Annotated in this window: 19 protein-coding genes; 7 read left to right on the top strand and 12 right to left on the bottom strand. The window is 63.0% G+C overall.

Going from position 1 to position 20782, the window contains the following annotated elements; genetic code table 11:
- The first annotated feature begins 6 nt into the window (after window positions 1-6).
- Both BM151_RS15780 and BM151_RS15775 read left to right on the top strand, forming a co-directional pair.
- Window positions 7-837, top strand: a complete 831-nt coding sequence (locus BM151_RS15780; RefSeq protein ID WP_090061701.1) for a bifunctional allantoicase/(S)-ureidoglycine aminohydrolase — start codon at window positions 7-9, stop codon at window positions 835-837.
- A 7-nt stretch (window positions 838-844) separates the two neighbouring features.
- Window positions 845-1336, top strand: a complete 492-nt coding sequence (locus BM151_RS15775; protein ID WP_090061700.1) for an ureidoglycolate lyase — start codon at window positions 845-847, stop codon at window positions 1334-1336.
- A 40-nt stretch (window positions 1337-1376) separates the two neighbouring features.
- Here the strand turns inward: BM151_RS15775 and BM151_RS15770 are convergent, their stop codons facing one another.
- Both BM151_RS15770 and BM151_RS15765 read right to left on the bottom strand, forming a co-directional pair.
- On the bottom strand, window positions 1377-3905 hold the full coding sequence (locus tag BM151_RS15770; RefSeq protein ID WP_090061735.1) for an ABC transporter permease: 2529 nt from the start codon (window positions 3903-3905) through the stop codon (window positions 1377-1379).
- Window positions 3906-3919: 14 nt separating this feature from the next.
- On the bottom strand, window positions 3920-4630 hold the full coding sequence (locus BM151_RS15765; protein WP_090061699.1) for an ABC transporter ATP-binding protein: 711 nt from the start codon (window positions 4628-4630) through the stop codon (window positions 3920-3922).
- A gap of 43 nt (window positions 4631-4673) precedes the next feature.
- On the opposite strand from BM151_RS15765, the gene BM151_RS15760 reads away from it, so the two are divergent.
- Window positions 4674-5375: an arylesterase gene (locus BM151_RS15760; RefSeq protein ID WP_090061698.1), complete on the top strand. Its 702-nt coding sequence runs from the start codon at window positions 4674-4676 to the stop codon at window positions 5373-5375.
- 1 nt (window position 5376) lies between these two features.
- Here the strand turns inward: BM151_RS15760 and ccoS are convergent, their stop codons facing one another.
- The 8 genes from ccoS to ccoN form a co-directional block, all read right to left on the bottom strand.
- Window positions 5377-5535 carry a cbb3-type cytochrome oxidase assembly protein CcoS gene (ccoS, locus tag BM151_RS15755; RefSeq protein WP_090061697.1) on the bottom strand — a complete coding sequence of 53 codons (159 nt, stop codon included), beginning with the start codon at window positions 5533-5535 and terminating at the stop codon, window positions 5377-5379.
- Window positions 5532-7709: a heavy metal translocating P-type ATPase gene (locus BM151_RS15750; RefSeq protein WP_090061696.1), complete on the bottom strand. Its 2178-nt coding sequence runs from the start codon at window positions 7707-7709 to the stop codon at window positions 5532-5534. The genes ccoS and BM151_RS15750 overlap by 4 nt, the downstream gene beginning before the upstream one ends.
- Window positions 7710-7718: 9 nt before the next feature.
- A complete protein-coding gene (locus BM151_RS15745; protein WP_090061695.1) occupies window positions 7719-8177 on the bottom strand; it encodes a FixH family protein in 459 nt (152 codons plus the stop codon).
- 3 nt (window positions 8178-8180) lie between these two features.
- The gene (ccoG, locus tag BM151_RS15740; protein WP_090061694.1) at window positions 8181-9626 is read right to left on the bottom strand and encodes a cytochrome c oxidase accessory protein CcoG; all 1446 of its coding nucleotides are present in this window, start codon (window positions 9624-9626) and stop codon (window positions 8181-8183) included.
- Window positions 9627-10047: 421 nt separating this feature from the next.
- A complete protein-coding gene (ccoP, locus tag BM151_RS15735; protein ID WP_090061693.1) occupies window positions 10048-10896 on the bottom strand; it encodes a cytochrome-c oxidase, cbb3-type subunit III in 849 nt (282 codons plus the stop codon).
- Window positions 10893-11072, bottom strand: a complete 180-nt coding sequence (locus BM151_RS15730) for a cbb3-type cytochrome oxidase subunit 3 (RefSeq protein WP_090061692.1) — start codon at window positions 11070-11072, stop codon at window positions 10893-10895. The genes ccoP and BM151_RS15730 overlap by 4 nt, the downstream gene beginning before the upstream one ends.
- A 12-nt stretch (window positions 11073-11084) precedes the next feature.
- The gene (gene ccoO, locus BM151_RS15725; RefSeq protein WP_090061691.1) at window positions 11085-11810 is read right to left on the bottom strand and encodes a cytochrome-c oxidase, cbb3-type subunit II; all 726 of its coding nucleotides are present in this window, start codon (window positions 11808-11810) and stop codon (window positions 11085-11087) included.
- 15 nt (window positions 11811-11825) lie between these two features.
- Window positions 11826-13421, bottom strand: coding sequence for a cytochrome-c oxidase, cbb3-type subunit I (gene ccoN, locus BM151_RS15720; protein WP_090061690.1), 1596 nt, complete (start codon window positions 13419-13421; stop codon window positions 11826-11828).
- Between the two features lie 367 nt (window positions 13422-13788).
- Between ccoN and BM151_RS15715 the strand changes: the two genes are divergently transcribed.
- Window positions 13789-14628, top strand: a complete 840-nt coding sequence (locus BM151_RS15715) for a universal stress protein (RefSeq protein WP_090061734.1) — start codon at window positions 13789-13791, stop codon at window positions 14626-14628.
- Window positions 14629-14728: 100 nt separating this feature from the next.
- Here the strand turns inward: BM151_RS15715 and fnrL are convergent, their stop codons facing one another.
- Entirely contained in the window at window positions 14729-15469 is a 741-nt protein-coding gene (gene fnrL / locus BM151_RS15710) for a transcriptional regulator FnrL (protein ID WP_090061689.1), read from the bottom strand.
- Window positions 15470-15535: 66 nt separating this feature from the next.
- Between fnrL and hemN the strand changes: the two genes are divergently transcribed.
- Window positions 15536-16891, top strand: a complete 1356-nt coding sequence (gene hemN / locus BM151_RS15705) for an oxygen-independent coproporphyrinogen III oxidase (protein WP_090061688.1) — start codon at window positions 15536-15538, stop codon at window positions 16889-16891.
- 119 nt (window positions 16892-17010) lie between these two features.
- Window positions 17011-18405, top strand: a complete 1395-nt coding sequence (locus BM151_RS15700; RefSeq protein WP_090061687.1) for an FAD-binding oxidoreductase — start codon at window positions 17011-17013, stop codon at window positions 18403-18405.
- A 255-nt stretch (window positions 18406-18660) separates the two neighbouring features.
- Here the strand turns inward: BM151_RS15700 and hemC are convergent, their stop codons facing one another.
- A complete protein-coding gene (hemC, locus tag BM151_RS15695; RefSeq protein WP_090061733.1) occupies window positions 18661-19605 on the bottom strand; it encodes a hydroxymethylbilane synthase in 945 nt (314 codons plus the stop codon).
- A 129-nt stretch (window positions 19606-19734) separates the two neighbouring features.
- On the opposite strand from hemC, the gene hemE reads away from it, so the two are divergent.
- Window positions 19735-20769, top strand: a complete 1035-nt coding sequence (gene hemE, locus BM151_RS15690) for a uroporphyrinogen decarboxylase (RefSeq protein WP_090061686.1) — start codon at window positions 19735-19737, stop codon at window positions 20767-20769.
- The last annotated feature ends 13 nt before the right edge of the window (window positions 20770-20782 follow it).

Below are 20782 nucleotides of genomic sequence, written 5' to 3'. Positions count from 1 at the left end.
ACCCCAATGAAATACGAATATACCTATTGCGCGCCCACGGGCGGCCTGCCGGACCAGAACAATCATGCGCGCGAACGCGCCGTTTTCACCAATTCCTATGCGGTCATCCCGCATGGGGTGATGTCGGATATCGTGGTGAGCTACCTGCCTGGCTGGGACAAGACCCGCGCCTGGACGCTCGCCCGCCCGCTCACCGGCTTTGCCGAGACCTTTGCCCAGCTGATCGTCGAGGTCAGCCCGGGGGGCGGCGCGACCGACCCGGAGCCCGATCCGATGGCCGAATGCGTGATTTTCGTTCTGGCCGGGCACATGCGCATCACCATTGGGGCGCGTGCCCATCAGCTGGAACCCGGCAGCTATGTCTTCATCGCACCGGGCGACAAATACACGATTGCCAATGACAATGACACGCCGGTGACCTTTGTCTGGATCCGCAAACGCTACGAACCCGCGCCGGGCATTGAGGCGCCGGAGAGTTTTGTCACCGCGGATATGGAAAAACCGCCGGTCGAGATGCCCAATACTTCGGGCTATTGGTCGACCTCTCGCTTTGTCGATCCGCATGACCTGCGTTATGATTTCCACGTCAATATCGTGACCTTCCTGCCGGGCGGCACCATCCCCTTCGCCGAAACCCATGTGATGGAACACGGGCTCTATGTGTTGCAGGGGCGTGGCGTCTATCTGCTCAATCAGGACTGGGTCGAGGTCTCCGAGGGCGACTTCCTGTGGCTGCGTGCCTTCTGCCCGCAGGCCTGTTACGCTGCCGGGCGCCGGCCCTTCCGCTATCTCCTGTACAAGGACGTCAACCGTCACGCCAAGCTGGAGCTGGGGTGAGGCGCATATGACACGCAGCATCACGACAGAGCCGCTGACGCCCGAGGCCTTTGCCCCTTATGGCGATGTGCTGGACGTCGAGGGCGCACCCGACAAGATCATCAATCAGGGCAAATGCGGCCGCTATCACGACCGCGCCCGGGTTGATGTCACCCCCGAGAGTGGCGGGCGGGTCGGCATCTCGGTGTTTCATGCCGAGCTCAGGACCTTCCCCTACACGCTCGATCTGATCGAACGTCACCCGGAAGGCTCGCAGGCTTTCGTGCCGATGTCCGCCGATCCGTTTCTGGTGGTCGTTGCCGATGGACCGGACGCCCCGCCCCGCGCCTTTGTCACTAATGGCGCGCAGGCGATCAATTTCCACCGGGGCACATGGCACGGGGTGCTGACCCCGCTCACCGGCAGTGGCATGTTCGCCGTCGTCGACCGGATCGGCGAAACGCCCAATCTCGAAGAGCATTGGTTCGAGGCGCCTTGGCTGATCACCCACACCGTTTGAGCCTGTCCGCGCCCCGATAGGAGACGAGCGGCGGCAAGGATCAGCTTTCCGCCGCTCTGAGCACCTGCGCCGGGCGCACCCCCATGGCGCGCCAGGACATCCACAGGGAACTCAGGCTGGTGAGCGTGATGCCGCCAAGGATGATCGGCAGGGCGGATCCGAGCGAAAGCATGAAGTCCGCCTCCATCACGAAATGCAGCACCGCCCAGGCAATCGTCGCCCCGGAGACGAGCGCCACCAGACCGGCCGCCGCGCCGAGGATCACGGCGCGCAGGGCGAAGCTCAGCAAGACCTTGCCACGCGAAGCCCCCAGCGTCTTGAGCACCGCCGCCTCATAGCGACGTCGTTCCTCGCCGGCCACCGCCGCCCCGATCAGCACGACGGCTCCTGCGACCAGGGTCACCAGCGCGCCCAAAGTGGTGGCCGACGCGATGCTTTGCAAGATCGTCACCACCTGTTCGATGGCGTCACGCACCCGGATCGTGGTGATATTGGGATAGGCCCGCGCCAGATCGCGAATGAGCGGCGCTTCGGCGGCCTCATCGGCATAGATCGTGGCGATCCATGTGTGCGGCGCACCGGCCAGAGCCGCCGGGTTCATCGTCAGGATAAAGCCCATGCCGGCGCCGGAGAAATCCACCTCGCGAAACGAGGTGATCGTGCCGGTGATGTCGCGGCCAAGCACATTGACCGTCATCGTATCTCCGAGTTTGAGCCCCATTTCCTCGGCCTCCTTGGCGGCGAAGCTGATCTGCGGCGCCTTGTCTTCGAGCGACCACCATGTGCCGGCGGTGATCTTGGTGTTGCTCGAAGGCGTCTCGGCATAGGTGATGCCGCGATCGCCGCGCAGCACCCAATGCGCACCGGCGACCTCCTTGGCGTCCTGACCGTTGATCCGCGTGATCACGCCGCGCAGCATCGGGGCCTTCTCGAACCGCGACACGCCGGGATCGCTCGTCACCCGGTCGCTGAGCCCGTCGATCTGATCGGGCTGGATATCGACCACGTAATAGGAGGGCGCGCGTTCCGGCAGGTCCCGGGCGATGGCGCTGCGCATATTGCTGTCGATCTGGCCGATGGCGGAGAGCACGGTCAGCCCGAGCCCGAGCGACAGCACGACCGAGGTCACCTCGCCGCCCGGCCCGCCGACGGAGCCAAGCGCGAGCCTGAGCGGCAGGGCGCGACGCGCGAACCGGCTATGCGACAATGCCTTTGACACCCGGCCCAGCCCGCGCCCGGCCAGAACCAGGACCCCGAAGGTGATGGCAAGGCCAAGAAAGGACCAGAGCACCAGCCGCGCACTGTCCGACAGGATCACGGCCGCCAGGATCAACAGGGCGATCAGCCCGGAGATGGTCAAAAGATAGGGCCAGCGCGGCAGGCCCGTCAGCCCGATCAGCGCCTCGCGATAGAGCGCGGCGGGGCGGATGCGTTCGCTACGCGCCAGAGGCCAGAGGACGAAAATGGCACTCGCCAAAACGCCATAGAGCGCCGCCTCAAAGAGTGGTGCGAGATGGACCCCCATCTCGACGGGCACCGGCAGGAGCTGTTGCACCAGAGGCAGCGCCAGCAGCGGCAGAAGCCCGCCCAGCACCAGCCCGGCGAGGATCGCCAGCGCCGTCAGCACACCGATCTGCATCAGATAGGAAATAAAGATCACCCGTCGCTCGGCGCCCAATGTCTTGAGCGTGGCGATCACCGCGATCTTGCGGTCGAGATAGCTGCGCACGGCAGAGGAGACGCCGACGCCGCCCACCGCGAGACCGGCCAGACCGACCAGCACCAGAAAGGAACTGAGCTGATCGACGAAACGGCTCACACCCGGCGCGCCATTGCGGGCATCGCGCCACCGGAACGCCCCGGCGGCCAGCTCGGATTGTGCCGTGTTTTTCAACTGGTCGAGATCGCTGCCCGGCGGCAGCTTCAAGCGATAGGCGCTCTCGAACAGGGTGCCGGGGGCGAGAAGCGTGGTGTCTTTCAACGCATCGAGTGCGACGAGGCTGCGTGGCCCGAGGGTAAAGCCGGCGCCTGCACCATCGGGCTCATGGGTGAGCGCTGCCATCACCACGAAAGGCACATCGCCGATCCGCACCGCATCACCGGGGGTGAGCCCCAAACGTTCCATCAGGATCGGCGCCAGAACGACCCCGGGCAGGCCATCTTGCCCCGCCAGGGCGGTCGCGAGCGGCATCGCAGGCGTCAGCTCCACCTGCCCCGTCAAAGGATAAGCGCCATCGACGGCTTTCACCTGCGTCAGGGCGCGACCCTCTGCCGCCGCGCCGTCTGGCGCCAGCATGGAGCGGAAATCGGCGATCTCGGACAGGGTCTCGGCACGATCCTGCATCCAGCCGCGCTCCTCCTCAGAGGCAAAACGATAGGTAAATTGCAATTCCGCGTCACCGCCCAACATGGTGGCGCCTTCCCGCGCCAGCCCGCCGGAGATCATGTCGCGCACCGAAGTGACCGCAGCAATGGCCGCCACGCCCAGCGCAAGGCTCAGGATCAACACCCAAAAGCCGCTCAGCCCCGCCCGCAGCTCCCGCCGGGCGATGGCCCAGGCCAGCCGGATTTGCGCGCCAAAGCTCACCGGGCCGCCTCCTGGCCATCCTGTTCGCCGTCCAGCTGACCGTCCAACTTTCCGTCCTTGAGACGGAGCACCCGGTCGCAACGTGCGGCGAGTTCCGGCGCATGGGTGACCATGACCAGCGTCGCGCCATGACGATCGCGCAGCCCCATCAGGAGATCCATGATCGCAGCACCATTGGCGCCATCGAGATTGCCGGTGGGTTCATCGGCCAGAAGGATCTCCGGCCGCGGCGCCGAGGCGCGGGCCAGCGCCACGCGCTGCTGTTCCCCGCCCGACATCTGGGCCGGGTAATGATCGCAGCGCGCGCCCAATCCCACGGCATCGAGTTCCGCCCGGGCGCGCTCGAACGCATCGTCATGGCCGGCAAGCTCGAGGGGGATTGCGACATTCTCCAAAGCGGTCATTGTGGGAATGAGGTGGAAGGATTGGAACACCACCCCCATATGATCTCTGCGAAAGCGCGCGAGTTGATCCTCATTCATGCCGGTCAGATCGCGCCCGAGCACCTTGACCTGACCCGCGCTGGCCTGTTCCAGCCCGCCCAAGACCATGAGGAGTGAGGATTTGCCCGACCCGGACGGCCCGATCAGACCCAGCGTTTCGCCCTTGGCGACCTCGAGCGTGATGCCGCGCAAAATCTCCACTTTACCGGCGTTACCGTCGAGGGTGAGACGCGCCGCCTCGGTGGAAATGATCGGTTCGCTCATCTCGAAAGTCCTTTTGCCTCGCCTCAGATCATCCAGCCTCTGGATGTCGGCTTTTCTCAAGAAATATGGGGTCTTGGCGCGGATCGACAAGCCGCTTGCCACGCTTTTGGTGACTCTGATGTTGATCGGCGGCACGCTGCCGGCCGAGGCCCGGCCCTTGCGCATCGCGGCTCTGGGCGACAGCCTCACCGAGGGCTACGGATTGATCGCGCAAAACGGCTTCACCGCGCAGCTGCAAAGCTGGCTCGACGCGCGCCATGTCGAGGCCACGATCGTCAATGCCGGGGTTTCCGGCGACACCACTGCGGGTGGTTTGAGCCGGGTCGACTGGACCCTGACCCCGGATATCGGCGCGATGATCGTGGCGCTCGGCGGCAATGATCTCTTGCGTGGGCTGTCGCCGGATCTGTCCAGATCCAACCTCGCCGGCATTCTCGATGTGGCGAAAGAAAAAGGCATCCCGGTCCTGCTGGTCGGGATGGAAGCGCCCGGCAATTACGGTGCCGAGTACAAGGCCACATTTGATGCGATCTATCCGGATCTCGCGGCGGAGTATGACACGCTCTATTTCGAGGGTTTTCTGAAACCGCTGACCGATCTCGGGCTTTGGGAGCAGGTTCTGAAAGACTACATGCAACCCGACGGGGTGCATCCGAATGCCGAGGGCGTGGCCAGGATCGTCGAGGCCATGGGACCCGTGGTGGCGGAGCTCGCCGAGCGGGCGGGGGCCTCAGAACAGCCCTAGATCACTCTTTCGGGTGGTCGTCATATTCGCCGGTGAGGATGCGGTTGGCATCCCCGTCCGGATCGTCATATTGCCGCGACCGGATCGACCAGAAGAAGCCCGCGAGCCCCAGCCCGCCCAGAAAGATCGAGATCGGGATCAGGTAGACGAGTACATTCATGGCTTTCCTTTGAGACGCAGTGCGTTGAGGGACACGGTGATCGAGCTGGCCGACATCGCGAGCGCGGCAGCCAGCGGGGTCGCGAACCCGGCAAGCGCAATCGGGATGGCGATCATATTGTAGCCCGCGGCGATGGCAAAATTTTCCCTGATCCGCCGGGTCGCGGATCTGGCGACCTGTGTGGCCTCGCCGAGCGGGGCGAGCGTCTTGCCCAGCAGCACCATGTCGGAGACGACGCGGGTGGCTTCGAGCGCCGAAGCCGGCGAGATCGAAACATGCGCCGCGGCCAGAGCGGCCGTGTCGTTGAGACCGTCCCCGACCATCAGCACCTTGCGGCCAGAGCGGGTCAGCTCCGCCACGCGGAGCGCCTTGGCCGCGGGCAGGCATTCGGCATCCCAGGCCTCGATCCCGATGCGGGCGGCGATATCGGCCACGGCGGCGGGCGCATCGCCGGACAAGAGGACGACATCCTTGCCCTGCGCCTTCAAGGCAGCAACGGCTTCCATCGCGCCCTCACGCAGGTGATCGACAAAGGTGAAGGCAATCGGCGCCTCCTTGCCGAGCTTGAGATAGGTCGCGGTCTGCGACAGGGCATGGGCATCGACCCAGGCGGCGCGGCCCAGTTTGACGTTCACATCGCCCAGCCGGCCCATGATCCCCTGCCCCGGCACCTCGACAATATCGGTGAGGGCAGACGGGGTGATATCCGCCGCAAGAGCCGCCTCGTAGAGCGCGGCGGAGAGCGGATGCGCGGAACCGGATGCCAGTGCCATGGCGACGCTGCGGGCATGCGGCGGGATGTCTTTCAGGTTCGACAGCTCCGGCTTGCCCTCTGTGAGCGTGCCGGTCTTGTCGAACACCACGGTGTCGACCTCGGCCAGACGTTCCAACGCGGTGGCGGATTTGATCAGCATGCCGGCACGGAACAGCCGACCCGACGCCGCGGTGGTCACGGCCGGAACGGCCAGACCCAATGCACAGGGACAGGTGATGATCAGCACCGCCACGGCGATATTGAGCGAGTGGCGGATGTCACCGGTCGCCATCATCCAGCCGATGAAGGCCGCAAGCGACAGGAGATGCACGGCAGGCGCGTAGACCTGCGCCGCTCGGTCGGCCAGCGAGGTGTATTTGTTGCGCGAGGTCTCGGCCATGGCGACGAGATCGGCCATGCGATGCAGCGAACTGTCCTCGCCGGCGGCGGTGACCTTTACCACCAGCGGACCTGTGAGATTGACCTCGCCGGCAGAAACGATGGTGTCGACCCCGGCCTCGACCGGCAGGCTCTCGCCGGTCAGAAGGGAGCGATCCAGTTCAGAGGCGCCTTCGACCACGATCCCGTCGACCGGCACGCGGGCCCCGGGCACGACACGCACCAGGGCGCCTTTGGCGAGATCCTTGATCGAAATGACCGTGCCATCGGTCAAGGTCACACGCGGCACTTCGAGCGCGGCGAGCTCCTCGGCGGCGGAGCGCGCCACGGAGCGGGTGCGGTAATCGAGATAGCGGCCGGCCAGAAGGAAGAAGGTCAGCGATAGGGCCGCGTCGAAATAGGCGTGACGCCCGGATTCCATGGTCTCGAACAGCGACATGCCGCCGGCCAGAAGAATCGCCAGAGAGATCGGCACATCCATGTTGAGACGCCTAGCCCTGAGTGCGGTCCAGGCCGACCCGAAGAACGGCTGGGCGGCATAGGCGATGGCCGGCAGCGCGATCGCCGCCGAGATCCAGTGGAACATGTCGCGGGTGACGTCAGAGGCCCCGGACCAGACCGCGATCGACAGCAGCATGACATTCATCATGGCAAAGCCCGAAACGGCGATGCGGGTCAGGATGGCGCGGCCTTTCCTGTCGGTCTCGGTGGCGGAGATGGCGCCGGCATCCAATTCATAGGCCTCGTAGCCCACACGGGTCAGCGCCGAAATCAGATCATCGACCGAGACGTCTTCGTCGGCCTCGACCTGGGCGCGCTTCAAGGTCAGGTTGACCCGGGCGGCACGCACGCCGGGCTGTTTGATGAGTTCACGCTCAACGCCGGAAATACAGGCCGCACAATAGATCGCGGGCAGAGACAGCACGAAACGCGTGTCGCGAACGTCACGCGCATGGGCTGTTTCTTCGGCGGCCGGGGCGGCCACACAGGCCGGACAGGCCGAGATCTGAACCTCGGACATGGTTCCCTCTTAGCGTTTGACGTGAATCACGATCCGCTGCGTGAACTGCGTGCCATCGAGCGCGGTGGCGGTCATCCGGTAATTCCAGTTGCCGCTCGACAGCACCCCGGTCTTGGCCACATAGGCCTCGCCGTTGAAGCTGAACTCGGGCTGCTGGTCATCGACCACCGTAGTGGCCCGCCCGAGCGTGCCACCAATCTCGGTGACCTCGACCGGCTTGCCCTCGGCATCGCGGATATAGACGAAGAGATGTTCCTGATCATCCACCGCCTCGACGGTCCAGCCCAGGGCTTCCTGGGCCTGTTTGTCGCGGTTGAAGGTCTGGGACACGCCGTAGGAATTGGCGGTCTCGAGCCCGGGGAAGGTCTTCACGGCCTGAAACGCCATGAAGACATTGACCCCGATGATCACGGCAAAAGCCGAGACCGTTCCGATCAGAACATGCTTGCCGGTGATTTCGCGCGCCATCTGTTACTGTCCTTTTCCGTTGAAGACAGATTCAACGGAGACGCGCTCGTTGGCAACCCCATCCTCGACCCAGAAGGTGAATTCCGTGCGGTCGGACGTGGCGGCTTTGGAGCCCGCTGGCGCTTCGACATAGGCCCGGACGATGCGCATTTCATCGGCATTCACCGCGATCGTGTTGCCCGCGTCGCTGTCGGCGCCTTGCAGCGTCACGAGCAGGCTGTCATCGCCGGTCACGCTGACCTTGAATTCGCGGGTCTCGCCATGTTTGTTGCGCAGACGCAGGTCGTAGATATTGCGGATCGCGCCATCGGATTGCATCACGTAGGTCGGGTTGCGCACCGGGGCCACGGTCATGTCGATATCGGCGCGCACGAAGAGCGCGTAGAGAAGCGCGAAACCGACGCCGGACCAGAGCACCGTGTAGAGAATGGTGCGCGGGCGGAAGATGTGCTTCCACACCGGTTTCGGCGGCTGGCCGGAGATCTCGCGCGGCTCGTCGGTCAGAGCCATGTAGTCGATCAGCCCCCGCGGCTTGCCGATCTTGTCCATCATCTCGTCACAGGCGTCGATGCAGAGCGCACAGGTGATGCACTCGAGCTGTTGACCGTCGCGGATATCGATCCCCATCGGGCAGACGTTGACGCAGGCCATGCAATCGATGCAATCGCCGAGGGTCTCGGCGCCGGCGCCCTTACGATGTTTGCCGCGCGGCTCGCCACGCCAATGGCGATAGCCGACCACGAGAGTATCCTCATCCATCATCGCGGCCTGAATCCGCGGCCAGGGGCAGGCGTAGATACAGATCTGTTCGCGGGCGATTGCGCCGAAGAACACGGTGGTCGCGGTCAGCACGGCCATGGTCATATAGGCAATCGGATGGGCATGGCCGGTCAGCAGATCGATGGCCAGTGTCGGCGCATCGGTGAAATAGAACACCCAGGCGCCACCGGTGGCCAGGCCGATCAGCACCCAGGCAACCAGTTTGGTCAGGCGCAGGCGAATTTTCCGCGCGTCCCATTTCTTTTGCCGGTAGAGGCGCAGGCGGGCGTTGCGGTCGCCTTCGATCCAGCGCTCCACGAGGATGAAGAGATCGGTCCAGACGGTCTGCGGACAGGCATAGCCGCACCAGACACGGCCGGCGGCCGAGGTGAACAGGAACAGGCCGAGACCGGCCATGATCAACAGACCCGCGATGAAATAGAACTCATGCGGCCAGATCTCGATGAAGAAGAAAAAGAAACGGCGGTTGGCGAGATCGATCAGGATGGCCTGATCGGGCAGCTCCGGCCCCCGGTCCCAGCGAATCCAGGGCGACAGGTAATAGATGCCCAGTGTCACCGCCATGATGATCCATTTCAGCGACCGGAACTTGCCTTTCACACGGCGCGGAAAAACCGGCTCGCGGGAGGCATAGAGTTTCTGTTCGGGGGGGGTATCGGTAGAGCTCATGGAGCATTGCCTTTTCGCACGTTTCGCGTTTGTCCCTTATTGGGCGGGAGCGGTTACCAGAGCCTTGATGTGGATCAAGGGATTCGCATCCCGCTCAAAGATGCATCAAGAAAATGCCTTATCTTTCGGACATCCTGCCCGCTGGCGCCGAAAAAACAAGATTTTTGGCGCTTTGTGAGGCTGACGGATTGACGCGGGGCGGCTGTTTTCCCAACGGGCAACGTGATTCCATGCGCCGCGTCCCCATTGCTCGCGCAGCGCGAAACACCACGCGCGCCTTCCCCTTTTTGTGGATACGAAAACACCGCCCCCGATCCGGGAACGGTGTTCTCAAGACATATAGGCACCGGCCCCGAAGAAACGCGCGAACAGGATCAAGGGCCGGTGCCGCAACCCGGGCGTTGCCGCCCGGATTCTGGTGTTATTGACCGCCGCCCAGCTGGTGGACGTAGAGGGCCGCGGCATTGACTTCCGCCTGCGACAGACGCTGCCCCCAGGCCGGCATCACGCCGAAGCGGGCGTTGGTGACGGTTTCCTTGAGGGTGGCGCGATCGCCGCCATACAGCCAGATGGCATCGGTCAGGTTCGGAGCCCCTTGGTAGATGTCCCCCGTGCCGTCCTCGGCGTGACAGGCGACGCAGTTCTCTTCAAAGACCACGGCCCCTTCGGTGGCCATGGCCGCATCATGATCCTGACCGGAGATCTGCAGGACATATTCCACGACCTGATCGATCTGTGCCGGTTCCAGGAGCTCGTCGGCGCCGAAACGCGGCATTTCGGAATAGCGCGCCTCATCGGTTTCGTTGCGCACACCGTGTTGAACGGTAAAGGCAACCTCGTCGATGGTGCCACCCCAGAGCCAGTCATTGTCCAACAGGTTCGGATAGCCGACGTTGCCGGCAGCACCGGAACCGTGACATTGCGAACAATTGGCACGGAACACCGCGGCGCCCATGTTGACGGCGTAGTTATGCACCGGCGAGCCGACTTCGATCGTGGTCACGTCCGCAGCGGCAAGCTCGGCTTCGACCGTGGCGTTCATTTCCTCGAAAGAGGCGATCTTGTCGGCCACCTGGGCACGGGTCGACCAGCCGAGCATACCGGCGGTTGCGCCCTTGACCAGCGGCCATGCAGGGAAGGCAATCGTGTAGCCGATGCCCCAGATGATGCAGATGTACCAGATGATCAGCCACCAGCGCGGAAGCGGGTTGTTGTACTCTTCAATCCCGTCCCACGAGTGGCCTGTGGTTTCCACTTCTTTCTTGCTCATGTCCTCGCCTCCTTTTCGGCGGGTTTCTCTTCATGCCGGAAGATGATGTCGGCCGTGTCCCGATGCTCCTTGCGGGAGCCCGGGCGAAACGCCCAGACCACCACAAGGGCGAAGAACACAAACATGGCCAGCAACACCCAGCTGTCGGCAAATTCGCGAAGGATGTGATAATCCATCTCTTCAGTTCCTTAGCGGGACGCGTCGGGAGTGAAGGTCGAGAAATCGACCAGGGTGCCCAGCATCTGCATATACGCGATGATGGCATCCATCTCCGTGATCCCGTCCTGACCGTCGAAATTCGACACCACTGCACCCGGGTAGCGTTCCATCAGGCCATCGGTATCGGCCCAGGGATCCGCCTGTGCGGCAAAGTCTTCTTTCGCAACTTCGATCATCTCGTCGGTGTAAGGCACGCCGACGATCCGATGAGTCTTCATCAAGTCCTCGATATACTCGGGCTCGATGTAACGGTCCGAAAGGAAGCCGTATTTCGGCATGACCGATTCCGGCACCACGGACTGCGGGTTGGTGAGGTGATCCACATGCCAGGCGTCGGAGTAACGCCCGCCCACACGGGCGAGGTCCGGCCCCGTCCGCTTTGAGCCCCACTGGAACGGGTGATCGTATTTCGATTCCGCTGCCAGCGAGTAGTGACCATAACGTTCGACCTCGTCGCGCATCGGGCGGATCATCTGCGAGTGGCAGACATAACAGCCTTCGCGCACATAGATTTCCCGGCCCGTCAGCTCCAGCGGGGAGTAGGGGCGCACGCCCTCGACATCCTCGATGGTGTTTTCGAGATAGAACAGCGGGGCGATCTCGACGATCCCGCCGACGGTGACGACCAGAAGGGCGCCAACCATCAACAGGGTTCCGTTGGTTTCGATGATCTTATGCTTGTCAATGAGACCCATAATCGGAACCCTCCCTTATTCGGCCGGTACGGCAGCAGCTTCGTCCGCTTTCACGGGGCTGCGACGCACGGTCATGACGAGGTTGTAGCACATGATGAGCGCACCGGTGAGGTAGAGCACCCCGCCCGTGGCACGGACCACATACATCGGATGTTTCGCGGCGACGGTGTCGGCAAAGGCGTTCACGAGGAAGCCCTGGCTGTCAACTTCGCGCCACATTAGGCCTTCCATGATACCGGTCACCCACATCGAGGCTGCGTAGAGCACGATGCCGATGGTGGCGAGCCAGAAGTGCCAGGACACGAGACCGAGCGAGTAGAGACGCTGACGGTTCCACAGCGCCGGCACCAGATAGTAGAGCGCCCCGAAGGTGATCATGCCGTTCCAGCCCAGAGCACCGGAGTGCACGTGACCGATGGTCCAGTCCGTGTAGTGCGACAGCGAGTTCACGGCGCGGATCGACATCATCGGACCTTCGAAGGTGGACATGCCGTAGAAGCCGACGGAAATCACCATCATCCGGATCACCGGGTCGGTGCGCAGCTTGTCCCAGGCGCCCGAGAGCGTCATCAGACCGTTGATCATGCCACCCCAGGACGGCATCCACAGCACGACGGAGAACACCATGCCGAGGGTCGAGGCCCAGTCCGGCAGAGCGGTGTAATGCAGGTGGTGCGGACCGGCCCAGATGTAGATGAAGATCAGCGCCCAGAAGTGGATGATCGACAGTTTATAGGAGAACACCGGGCGTTCCGCCTGTTTCGGCACGAAGTAGTACATCATGCCGAGGAAGCCGGCGGTGAGGAAGAAGCCCACGGCGTTGTGGCCGTACCACCACTGGGTCATGGCATCCTGAACACCGGACATCACCATCACGGAACGGGAGCCGAGGATGGAGATCGGGATCACCAGGTTGTTCACGATATGCAGCATCGCGATGGTGACGATGAACGACAGGTAGAACCAGTTGGCAACGTAGATATGCTTTTCCTTGCGGGTAAAGATCGTGCCCATGAACACCATCAGGTAAGCCACCCAGACGATGGTCAGCCACAGGTCGATATACCACTCGGGTTCGGCGTATTCCTTGGATTGGGTCACCCCCATCAGGTACCCGGTCGCCGCCAGCACGATGAACAGGTTATAGCCCCAGAATACGAACCATCCGAGACCGCCGCCCCAGAGACGCGCCGCCGAGGTGCGCTGCACCACGTAGAAGGACGTCGCGATCAGCGCGTTGCCGCCAAAGGCGAAAATCACCGCAGAGGTGTGCAGCGGACGCAGGCGCCCGAAGTTGCCGTAACCCTGCAGGAACTCGAAGTTCAGCTGCGGGAAAGCCAGCTGGAAGGCGATAAACGTCCCAACCAGAAAGCCCACAACGCCCCAACCGGCCGTTGCGATGACCCCGTAGCGCACGACACCGTCAAAATAGCCTTCCGGCTTCGGTTTGACATCCCCGGTCGTCCGCAGGGTGTAGATGAAAGTGATGGCCGCGGCGGCCATGAAAATCAGCGCGTGCACTTGATAGCCAAAATCGCGCCCATAGTTGGCGGCAAGGCCAAAGAGGACCACGGCGATCCCCAGCACTGCCAGCTTGATGTAGTTCCACATGTTGCGTCCCTTCGTTCATTCGCCCCTGTCTTCAGGGCATAGTCGTCCCGCGTTCGACCCACGGGTACCGACAGCTTGCGGTTTGTCTCACATCTGTGTGAACAGCATTGATCTGAGTCAAAACACTATCATTTACGAAATTTCCGCGCCACATTCCCAGCCAGCTTCCGCAGGTCCGCGATGATCGGTCGCATCCCAGTTCGCAAGGCCGAGTATGAGGCCAGCCGGGCTCTTTTCAACTTGTAATTGCAAAGCCCCCTAAGAATCCGCGAACAGTGTCGAAATTTGTTGATCTCCATCAAAGCCGTTTTTGCCGCGAAGGCGCATGGTTTAGCTGAAAGTCAAACAACCTCGGATGGAGGCGGACATGCCCTTCAAAACTATCACGACCATCATGTGCAACATGGAGGCCGATCGCCACGCCCTTGATGCCGCCGTTGCCCTTGCCCGGCGCGAAGAAGGGCATCTTGACGTGATCTGCCTCGGCCTCGACCGGACCCAGCCCGGGTTCTATTACGCCGGCACCAACGCCATGGCGCTGCAGGACAACCTGCAACAGGCCCAGGCGGACAGCCGCAAGATCGAAGAAGAGGTCAATGAATATCTCAAGGCCGAAGAGATCTCCTGGTTCACCAATCCGGTGACAGCCCAGATGGCCGGCCTGACCCCGCAGCTTGCGCATTTCCTGCGCTTCTCCGATGTCGTGGTGTTGCCACGCCCCTACGGGCCAGGCCGCGGTCACGAACATGAAGAGATTCTGGAAGCCGCGCTGTTCTCCGGCCATGTTCCGGTGCTCGTCGTGCCCGATGGCACCGATGTTCCCGCTGAGATTGAGCGTGTCGTCGTTGCCTGGAACGAAAGCGCCGAAGCGCTTGGCGCGGTGCGCTCGTCGCTGCCGATCCTGCAAAAGGCCGACTTGGTGGATATCACCATCGTCGACCCGCCGCAGCACGGCCCCGACCGCTCCGACCCGGGTGGCTCGCTGTGTCAGATGCTGGTGCGCCACGGCGTCCGCGCCGAGGTCTCGGTCCTGGCGAAAACCATGCCGCGCATTTCCGATGTTCTCGTGCGCCAACTGCGCGACAAGGATGCCGATATGCTGGTGATGGGGGCCTATGGCCACTCCCGTTTCCGCGAGTCCATCCTTGGCGGGGCAACCCGGCATATGCTTGAACTTGCAGAGATTCCGGTGCTGATGTCGCACTGACATCCGCCGCAATCCTCAAAAACAAAAGCGCGCCTCAGGGCGCGCTTTTCATTTCGTGACAGGGCTGAAAACGTCGAAGGCCGGGCCTTCCGCGCCCGGTTCAGACCATCAACCCGCCATCGGTGTCGTCGCCGGTCTCGATCTGCAAGCGGTCGAAATCCGGGATCAGAACCTTGCGCTTGCCCTCGAGCGTGATCACCCCGTCGCGCTTGAGCGCCGAGATCTGTCGCGACACGGTCTCGAGCGTCAGGCCAAGATAATCGGCCATCGCCTCGCGCGTCAGCGGCAGTTCGAAACTCATGCCATTCTCCGTCGAGCCGAGCCCGAGCGAGGCTTCGCGCCGGGCCAGGATCGCCATCAGCGAGGCGATTTTCTCCCGCGCCGTCTTGCGACCGAGAATCAGCATCCATTCACGCGCCGCGTCCAGCTCGTCGAGCGTCATCTCCAGAAGCCGCTGGCCGATATGGGGCGTGCGGATCATCATCTGTTCAAACGGCTTGCGCCGGAAACAGCAGAGCGTGAGATTCGACACGGCGATCACATCGTAAGGGGCGACATCGCGCCCCGGACGGCCGAGGAAATCGGAGGGCAGCAACAGCCCGACCATCTGAGTGCGGCCGTCTTCCATCGCCTGGCTCAGCGAAGCAACGCCGGTCACAACGGAGGCGACGAAATCCATCCGGTCGCCAGACCAGACGATCGGCTGACCAGCCTCATAGGAGCGATAGTATTTGATCGCGTCCAGTTCTTCGAGCTCGTCGGTTTCGCAGCGGGCACAGACCGCACGATGACGGATCGGGCAGGAGCCGCATTCTTTATGGTCAAATATAACGTCACTCATCTGTGCGCTCGCGATTCTTGATCTGGGTCAATGCACCCGATCTCTGTTTCTCTAGAGCGTATCCCTATGAACAAACATACGCAACTCCGCAAGCTCGGCCTTTTTGACGCCCGTGTCCCCCGGTACACGAGCTATCCGACCGCACCGCATTTCTCCACCGATGTCACGGCAGAGGATGTCAGCGGTTGGCTCAAGACCCTGCCGCCGGAAAACCCGATCTCGCTTTATGTGCATGTGCCCTTTTGCCGTCGGCTGTGCTGGTTCTGCGCCTGCCGGACCCAGGGCACAACCACGGCGGGTCCCGTCGCCGCCTATGTGGAAACACTCAAGGCGGAGCTGGAACTTCTGAAAGCGCAACTGCCCGAAGGCATCACCATCGGCCATCTGCATTGGGGCGGCGGCACGCCGACGCTGCTGGAAGCCGATATGATCGCCGATCTTTCCGGCGCGATTCGCGATGTCGCTCCGTTTTCCGACGAGTATGAGTTCTCGGTCGAGGTCGATCCCAATGAGATCGACGATGCCCGGCTCGATGCGCTCGCCGCAGCCGGGATGAACCGCGCCTCGATCGGGGTGCAGGATTTCGATCCGCAGATTCAGGAAACCATCGGTCGCATCCAGTCCTATGAGACGACGAAAGACGCCGTCGACGGGCTCAGGGCGCGCGGCATCCGCTCCCTCAACGCCGATATTCTCTACGGCCTGCCCGGTCAGACACCGGAAAAAATCTCCGAGAGCGTTCAAAAACTGTTGTCGCTCTCGCCGGATCGGGTCGCGCTCTTTGGCTACGCCCATGTGCCCTGGATGGCACGGCGTCAGTCGATGATCCCGACAGATGCCCTGCCGACGCCTGAGGAGCGGCTCAGCCTGTTCAACATCGCTCGCGATCTCTTCGTCTGGGACGATTATGCCGAGATCGGCATCGATCACTTTGCGAAAAAGGGTGACGGTCTGGAAGTGGCGCTGCGCACCGGCAAGCTGCGCCGCAATTTTCAGGGCTATACCGATGACAAATGCCCGACCATGGTCGGGGTCGGCGCCTCCTCGATCGCGAAATTCCCGCAGGGCTATGCCCAGAACCAGCCTGCGACCTCGAAATACCAGGCCGAGGTGCGGGCCGGAAACCTGCCGATCGCCAAGGGCCACAGGTTCACCGAGGAAGATCATCTGCGTGGCCGGATCATCGAGGCGCTGATGTGCGATTTCCGGGTCGAGGCGGCGGAACTCGCCGAGACATTCGCGCTGAGCCAGGAGGGCTTCGATCATTTCGCGCAAAGCGTGGCGGAGGCCTTCCCCGACATGCTCGATATTTCCGATGAGCGTATCGTGATCCGCGAAGAGGCGCGCCCGCTGACCCGGATGATCGCCCGGCATTTCGACGCTTATGACATGACACAGGCGAAGCACTCCTCCGCCGTGTGACCTGCAACACGACAAGAACAGACAAACCCGCCCGGCATGCCGCCGAGGCGGGTTTGTCATGCGCCTCTTGCCATTCCCGGCATTTTGCCGGACACCCGTCGCAGCAAGTGGAGACCCCAATGACCCTCATCGCCCGCCTGAAAGAGATCACGCCGCATGTTCTGACCGGGGCTGACGCCCTGCCCTATGGTCGCGATTGGGTCGGAAAATATCAGACCGCGCCTCTGGCGGTGCTCCGCCCCGGCACGACTGGCGAGGTCTCCGCCATTCTCGCGCTCTGCAGCGAGACGGGCACGGCCGTGGTGCCGATGGGCGGCAACACAGGGCTCACCGGGGCAACGGCGGCCGAAGGGCTCGTCATCCTGTCGCTGGAGCGGATGAACACCATTCGTGAAATCCGCCCCGATGCCCGCATCGCCATCGTCGAGGCCGGGGTGATCCTGCAAGACCTGCATGAGGCCGCCGCGCAACATGATCTCTCCTACCCGATGACCTTCGGGGCCAAGGGCTCCGCCCGGATCGGCGGCACGCTGGCGACCAATGCCGGCGGTTCGAACGTGTTGCGCTATGGCAATACCCGCGATCTCTGTCTGGGTCTCGAAGTGGTGCTGGCCGACGGGCGCGTGCTCGATCTGATGAGCGAGCTGCACAAGGACAACTCGGGCTATGACCTGCGCGATCTGATAATCGGCTCCGAGGGCACGCTGGGGGTGATCACCGCGGCCGTGTTGAAACTTGTGCCGACCCCCTCGGCCTATGCCACCGCCATGGTCACCGTGCCGGGGCTCTCGGGGGCGCTGAGGCTGTTGAACGCGCTGCAGACCCGCACCGGCGGCATGGTCGAAGCCTTTGAATATATGCCACGCGATTACATGGCGCGGCTGAAACAGTTCCGTTCCGATCTGATCCCGCCCCTGGGGCATGATCAGGATCACACGATTTTTCTCGAAGTCGCCTCGACCGTGCCGCGCGATTGCGCCGCGGATGAGAGCGGGCAAGTGCCGCTGGTGAGCCATCTCGAGGAAACGCTGGGCGAATTGTTCGAAGAGGGTCTGGTGCTCGACGCCGCCCTGGCCCAGAGCGAGGCGCAACGCGCGCTGATGTGGCAGATCCGCGAGGCCGCCGCCGAGATCTCGGTCGCCACCAAACCCATCGTGATCAACGATCTCTGCCTGCCGATCGATCAGGTCGAAGCATTTCTCGCCCGGGCCGAAGCAAAACTCCGCCCGCTCGATCCCGGCTTTGGCACCTGCGTGGTCAGCCATCTCGGCGACGGCAATGTGCATTACACGATCTATCCATCGACCGAGGCGCTCTGCGATCCGCTGATGCAGGCGGTGGAGGATATCGTCGAGGAGATGCGCGGAAGCTTTTCCGCCGAACATGGCATCGGGCTCTCGAAATTGCCCTCGATGCGGCGGCGCAAGGATGAGGTGGCGCTGACTATGATGCGCGGCGTGAAAGCGGCGTTTGACCCGAAGAGGATTCTCAATCCGGGGAAGACGCTGCCTTAGACCTCAATCGCGAGAGACGGCTTTGCGGGACGGAGTTGCCGGTCGCGGTCCAGGCGCTGAGCCGTGACAAGCCTGCCCGTGGGATGGCGCCCAAACGATTGAGCGATGCGCTTTATGTTGAAGAATACTTCTTATTTATGAGGTCATTACGCGACCAGGGTGCGCCAGCCCGCCGGGACGGGCAGGCGCAGGCGCGGCGGCCTACGGCCTTGTTCCGCGCCAAGTAGACCAACGTCCCCTCAGGGCTCTAAGCGTTCAAGTCCAGTCGAAGAACCCGGCGCCGGCGCGTTCCAGCAGTTTGACCGCCATTTCGACGCCCATCGCGGCCCCATCCTCGACGGCACCGGTCATGTCGTCCGTCAGGCTCTCGGAGCCATCCGTGCGCAGGATCTCGCCTCTGAGCCGCAATGTGCCGCCCTCGATCTGCGCAAGCCCGGCAATCGGGGTCTGGCACGAGCCGTCGAGCTTGGCCAAGAATGCCCGTTCGCAGGCCATGGCCTGACCGGTCGGCGCGTGATGCAGCGCGGCGAGCATCTCGGCGATGTCTTTGTCGCCCGCGCGGCGCTCGATCGAGATCGCACCTTGCGCCACCGCCGGCAGCATTTCCTCCGGCGTCACCGCCTGGCGCGGCACATCGTCGTAGCCAAGACGGTTGAGGCCCGCCATGGCGAGGAACGTCGCCTCGGCCACACCGTCTTCGAGCTTTTTCAGTCGCGTTTGCACCGAGCCGCGGAATTCCACGACGCTCAGGTCGGGACGTTTGTTCAACAGCTGCGCCTTGCGCCGCAGCGAAGACGAGCCGACCACGGCGCCCTGCGGCAATTCCGAGAGCGGCTTGCCATCGAGCGTGATGAAGGCGTCGAACGGGTTTTCACGCTCCAAAAACGTATCAAGCACCAGCCCCTCGGGCTGTTCCACCGACATGTCCTTGGTCGAATGCACGGCGATATCAACCTCGCCGGACAGCAGCCGATCCTCGATTTCCTTGGAAAACAGGCCCTTGCCGCCCAGCTCACGCAGGGCGCGGTCCTGAACCCGGTCGCCCCGGGTCGAGACGGTCACCACCTCGAACGCCTCTTCCGGCAGGTCGAACGCCGCCATCAACAGGCTGCGCGTCTCATAGGCCTGCGCCAGAGCAAGAGGCGAGCCACGGGTGCCGATTTTCAGCGGGTGAGCGGGGGTCGGAAGCGTCAAAGTCATGGTCAAGCCATACCTGCGGCGGATCAGCCTGACAAGCGGGGAAAACGCCTTGCATGCTTGACAAAACCGCGCGGGACAGGGACCAGTGCGGGACGTAAATTCGCGACAGGAAGATGGGAGAGGCCGCAGATGACCGAGAAGACGATCCTGAAAGCACTGAAAGGCGAGGTGCAAAAGGTTCCGCCGATCTGGATGATGCGGCAGGCCGGGCGCTACCTGCCGGAATATCGCGCCACCCGCGCCGAAGCGGGCGATTTCCTGTCGCTCTGCTACAATTCCGATCTCGCCGCCGAGGTGACCTTGCAGCCGATCCGGCGCTTCGGTTTCGATGCGGCGATCCTGTTCGCTGATATTCTTTTGTTGCCGCAAGCACTTGGCGCCGATCTCTGGTTCGAAACCGGCGAGGGACCGCGGCTCTCGACCATCACCGAACAGGCGGATTTCGCCAAGCTCAAGGGCAAGGATGACATCCATGACAAGCTCGCGCCGATCTATGAGACGGTGAAGATCCTCTCTGGCGAGCTGCCGAAAGAGACCACGCTGATCGGCTTTGCCGGCGCGCCCTGGACCGTAGCGACCTATATGATCGCTGGGCGCGGCACCCCGGATCAGGGCCCGGCGCATGCGCTGCGCGAGGGCGACAATGCGCTCTTTGAGCAGATCATCGATCTCCTGACCGTCTCGACCATCGAATATCTCGACATGCAGATCCGCGCCGGCGCCGAGGTGGTGAAGATCTTCGACAGCTGGGCCGGCAGCCTCAAGGGCGAAGCTTTCGAGAAATACGCGGTGGAACCGGCGCGGCTCATTACCCGCGAACTCAAACGCCGCCATGGCGATATCCCGGTGATCGGCTTCCCGCGCGAGGCAGGCGAGGGTTACATCGGCTTTCATAAGAAGACCGGTGTCGATTGCGTCGCGCTCGACAATTCCGTCACCCCGGAATGGGGCGCCGAACATGTACAGGTCGATGGCTGCGTGCAGGGCAATCTGGCCTCTAGCCACATGGTGACCGGTGGTCAGGCGCTCGTGGACGAGGTGCGCCATGTGCGCGAGGCCTTCTCGAAAGGTCCGCATATCTTCAATCTCGGCCATGGCATCACCCCGGATGCCGATCCGGACAATGTCGCGCTGATGATCGAAACGCTGCGGGAAAACGCCTGAGCTTACTCAGACC

Source organism: Celeribacter neptunius (genome assembly GCF_900113955.1).
GTDB classification, from domain to species: Bacteria; Pseudomonadota; Alphaproteobacteria; order Rhodobacterales; family Rhodobacteraceae; genus Celeribacter; species Celeribacter neptunius.
The sequence above is the reverse complement of the archived record's forward strand: the minus strand, read 5'-3'. Positions and strand labels throughout refer to the sequence as shown.

Excerpts from the sequence above, each read along its gene's own strand:
- BM151_RS15780 (WP_090061701.1), top strand. The coding sequence starts at position 7 with ATGAAATACGAATATACCTATTGCGCGCCCACGGGCGGCCTGCCGGAC.
- BM151_RS15775 (WP_090061700.1), top strand. The coding sequence starts at position 845 with ATGACACGCAGCATCACGACAGAGCCGCTGACGCCCGAGGCCTTTGCC.
- BM151_RS15765 (WP_090061699.1), bottom strand. The coding sequence starts at position 4,630 with ATGAGCGAACCGATCATTTCCACCGAGGCGGCGCGTCTCACCCTCGAC.
- BM151_RS15760 (WP_090061698.1), top strand. The coding sequence starts at position 4,674 with ATGTCGGCTTTTCTCAAGAAATATGGGGTCTTGGCGCGGATCGACAAG.
- ccoS (WP_090061697.1), bottom strand. The coding sequence starts at position 5,535 with ATGAATGTACTCGTCTACCTGATCCCGATCTCGATCTTTCTGGGCGGG.
- BM151_RS15750 (WP_090061696.1), bottom strand. The coding sequence starts at position 7,709 with ATGTCCGAGGTTCAGATCTCGGCCTGTCCGGCCTGTGTGGCCGCCCCG.
- BM151_RS15745 (WP_090061695.1), bottom strand. The coding sequence starts at position 8,177 with ATGGCGCGCGAAATCACCGGCAAGCATGTTCTGATCGGAACGGTCTCG.
- ccoG (WP_090061694.1), bottom strand. The coding sequence starts at position 9,626 with ATGAGCTCTACCGATACCCCCCCCGAACAGAAACTCTATGCCTCCCGC.
- ccoP (WP_090061693.1), bottom strand. The coding sequence starts at position 10,896 with ATGAGCAAGAAAGAAGTGGAAACCACAGGCCACTCGTGGGACGGGATT.
- BM151_RS15730 (WP_090061692.1), bottom strand. The coding sequence starts at position 11,072 with ATGGATTATCACATCCTTCGCGAATTTGCCGACAGCTGGGTGTTGCTG.
- ccoO (WP_090061691.1), bottom strand. The coding sequence starts at position 11,810 with ATGGGTCTCATTGACAAGCATAAGATCATCGAAACCAACGGAACCCTG.
- ccoN (WP_090061690.1), bottom strand. The coding sequence starts at position 13,421 with ATGTGGAACTACATCAAGCTGGCAGTGCTGGGGATCGCCGTGGTCCTC.
- BM151_RS15715 (WP_090061734.1), top strand. The coding sequence starts at position 13,789 with ATGCCCTTCAAAACTATCACGACCATCATGTGCAACATGGAGGCCGAT.
- fnrL (WP_090061689.1), bottom strand. The coding sequence starts at position 15,469 with ATGAGTGACGTTATATTTGACCATAAAGAATGCGGCTCCTGCCCGATC.
- hemN (WP_090061688.1), top strand. The coding sequence starts at position 15,536 with ATGAACAAACATACGCAACTCCGCAAGCTCGGCCTTTTTGACGCCCGT.
- BM151_RS15700 (WP_090061687.1), top strand. The coding sequence starts at position 17,011 with ATGACCCTCATCGCCCGCCTGAAAGAGATCACGCCGCATGTTCTGACC.
- hemC (WP_090061733.1), bottom strand. The coding sequence starts at position 19,605 with ATGACTTTGACGCTTCCGACCCCCGCTCACCCGCTGAAAATCGGCACC.
- hemE (WP_090061686.1), top strand. The coding sequence starts at position 19,735 with ATGACCGAGAAGACGATCCTGAAAGCACTGAAAGGCGAGGTGCAAAAG.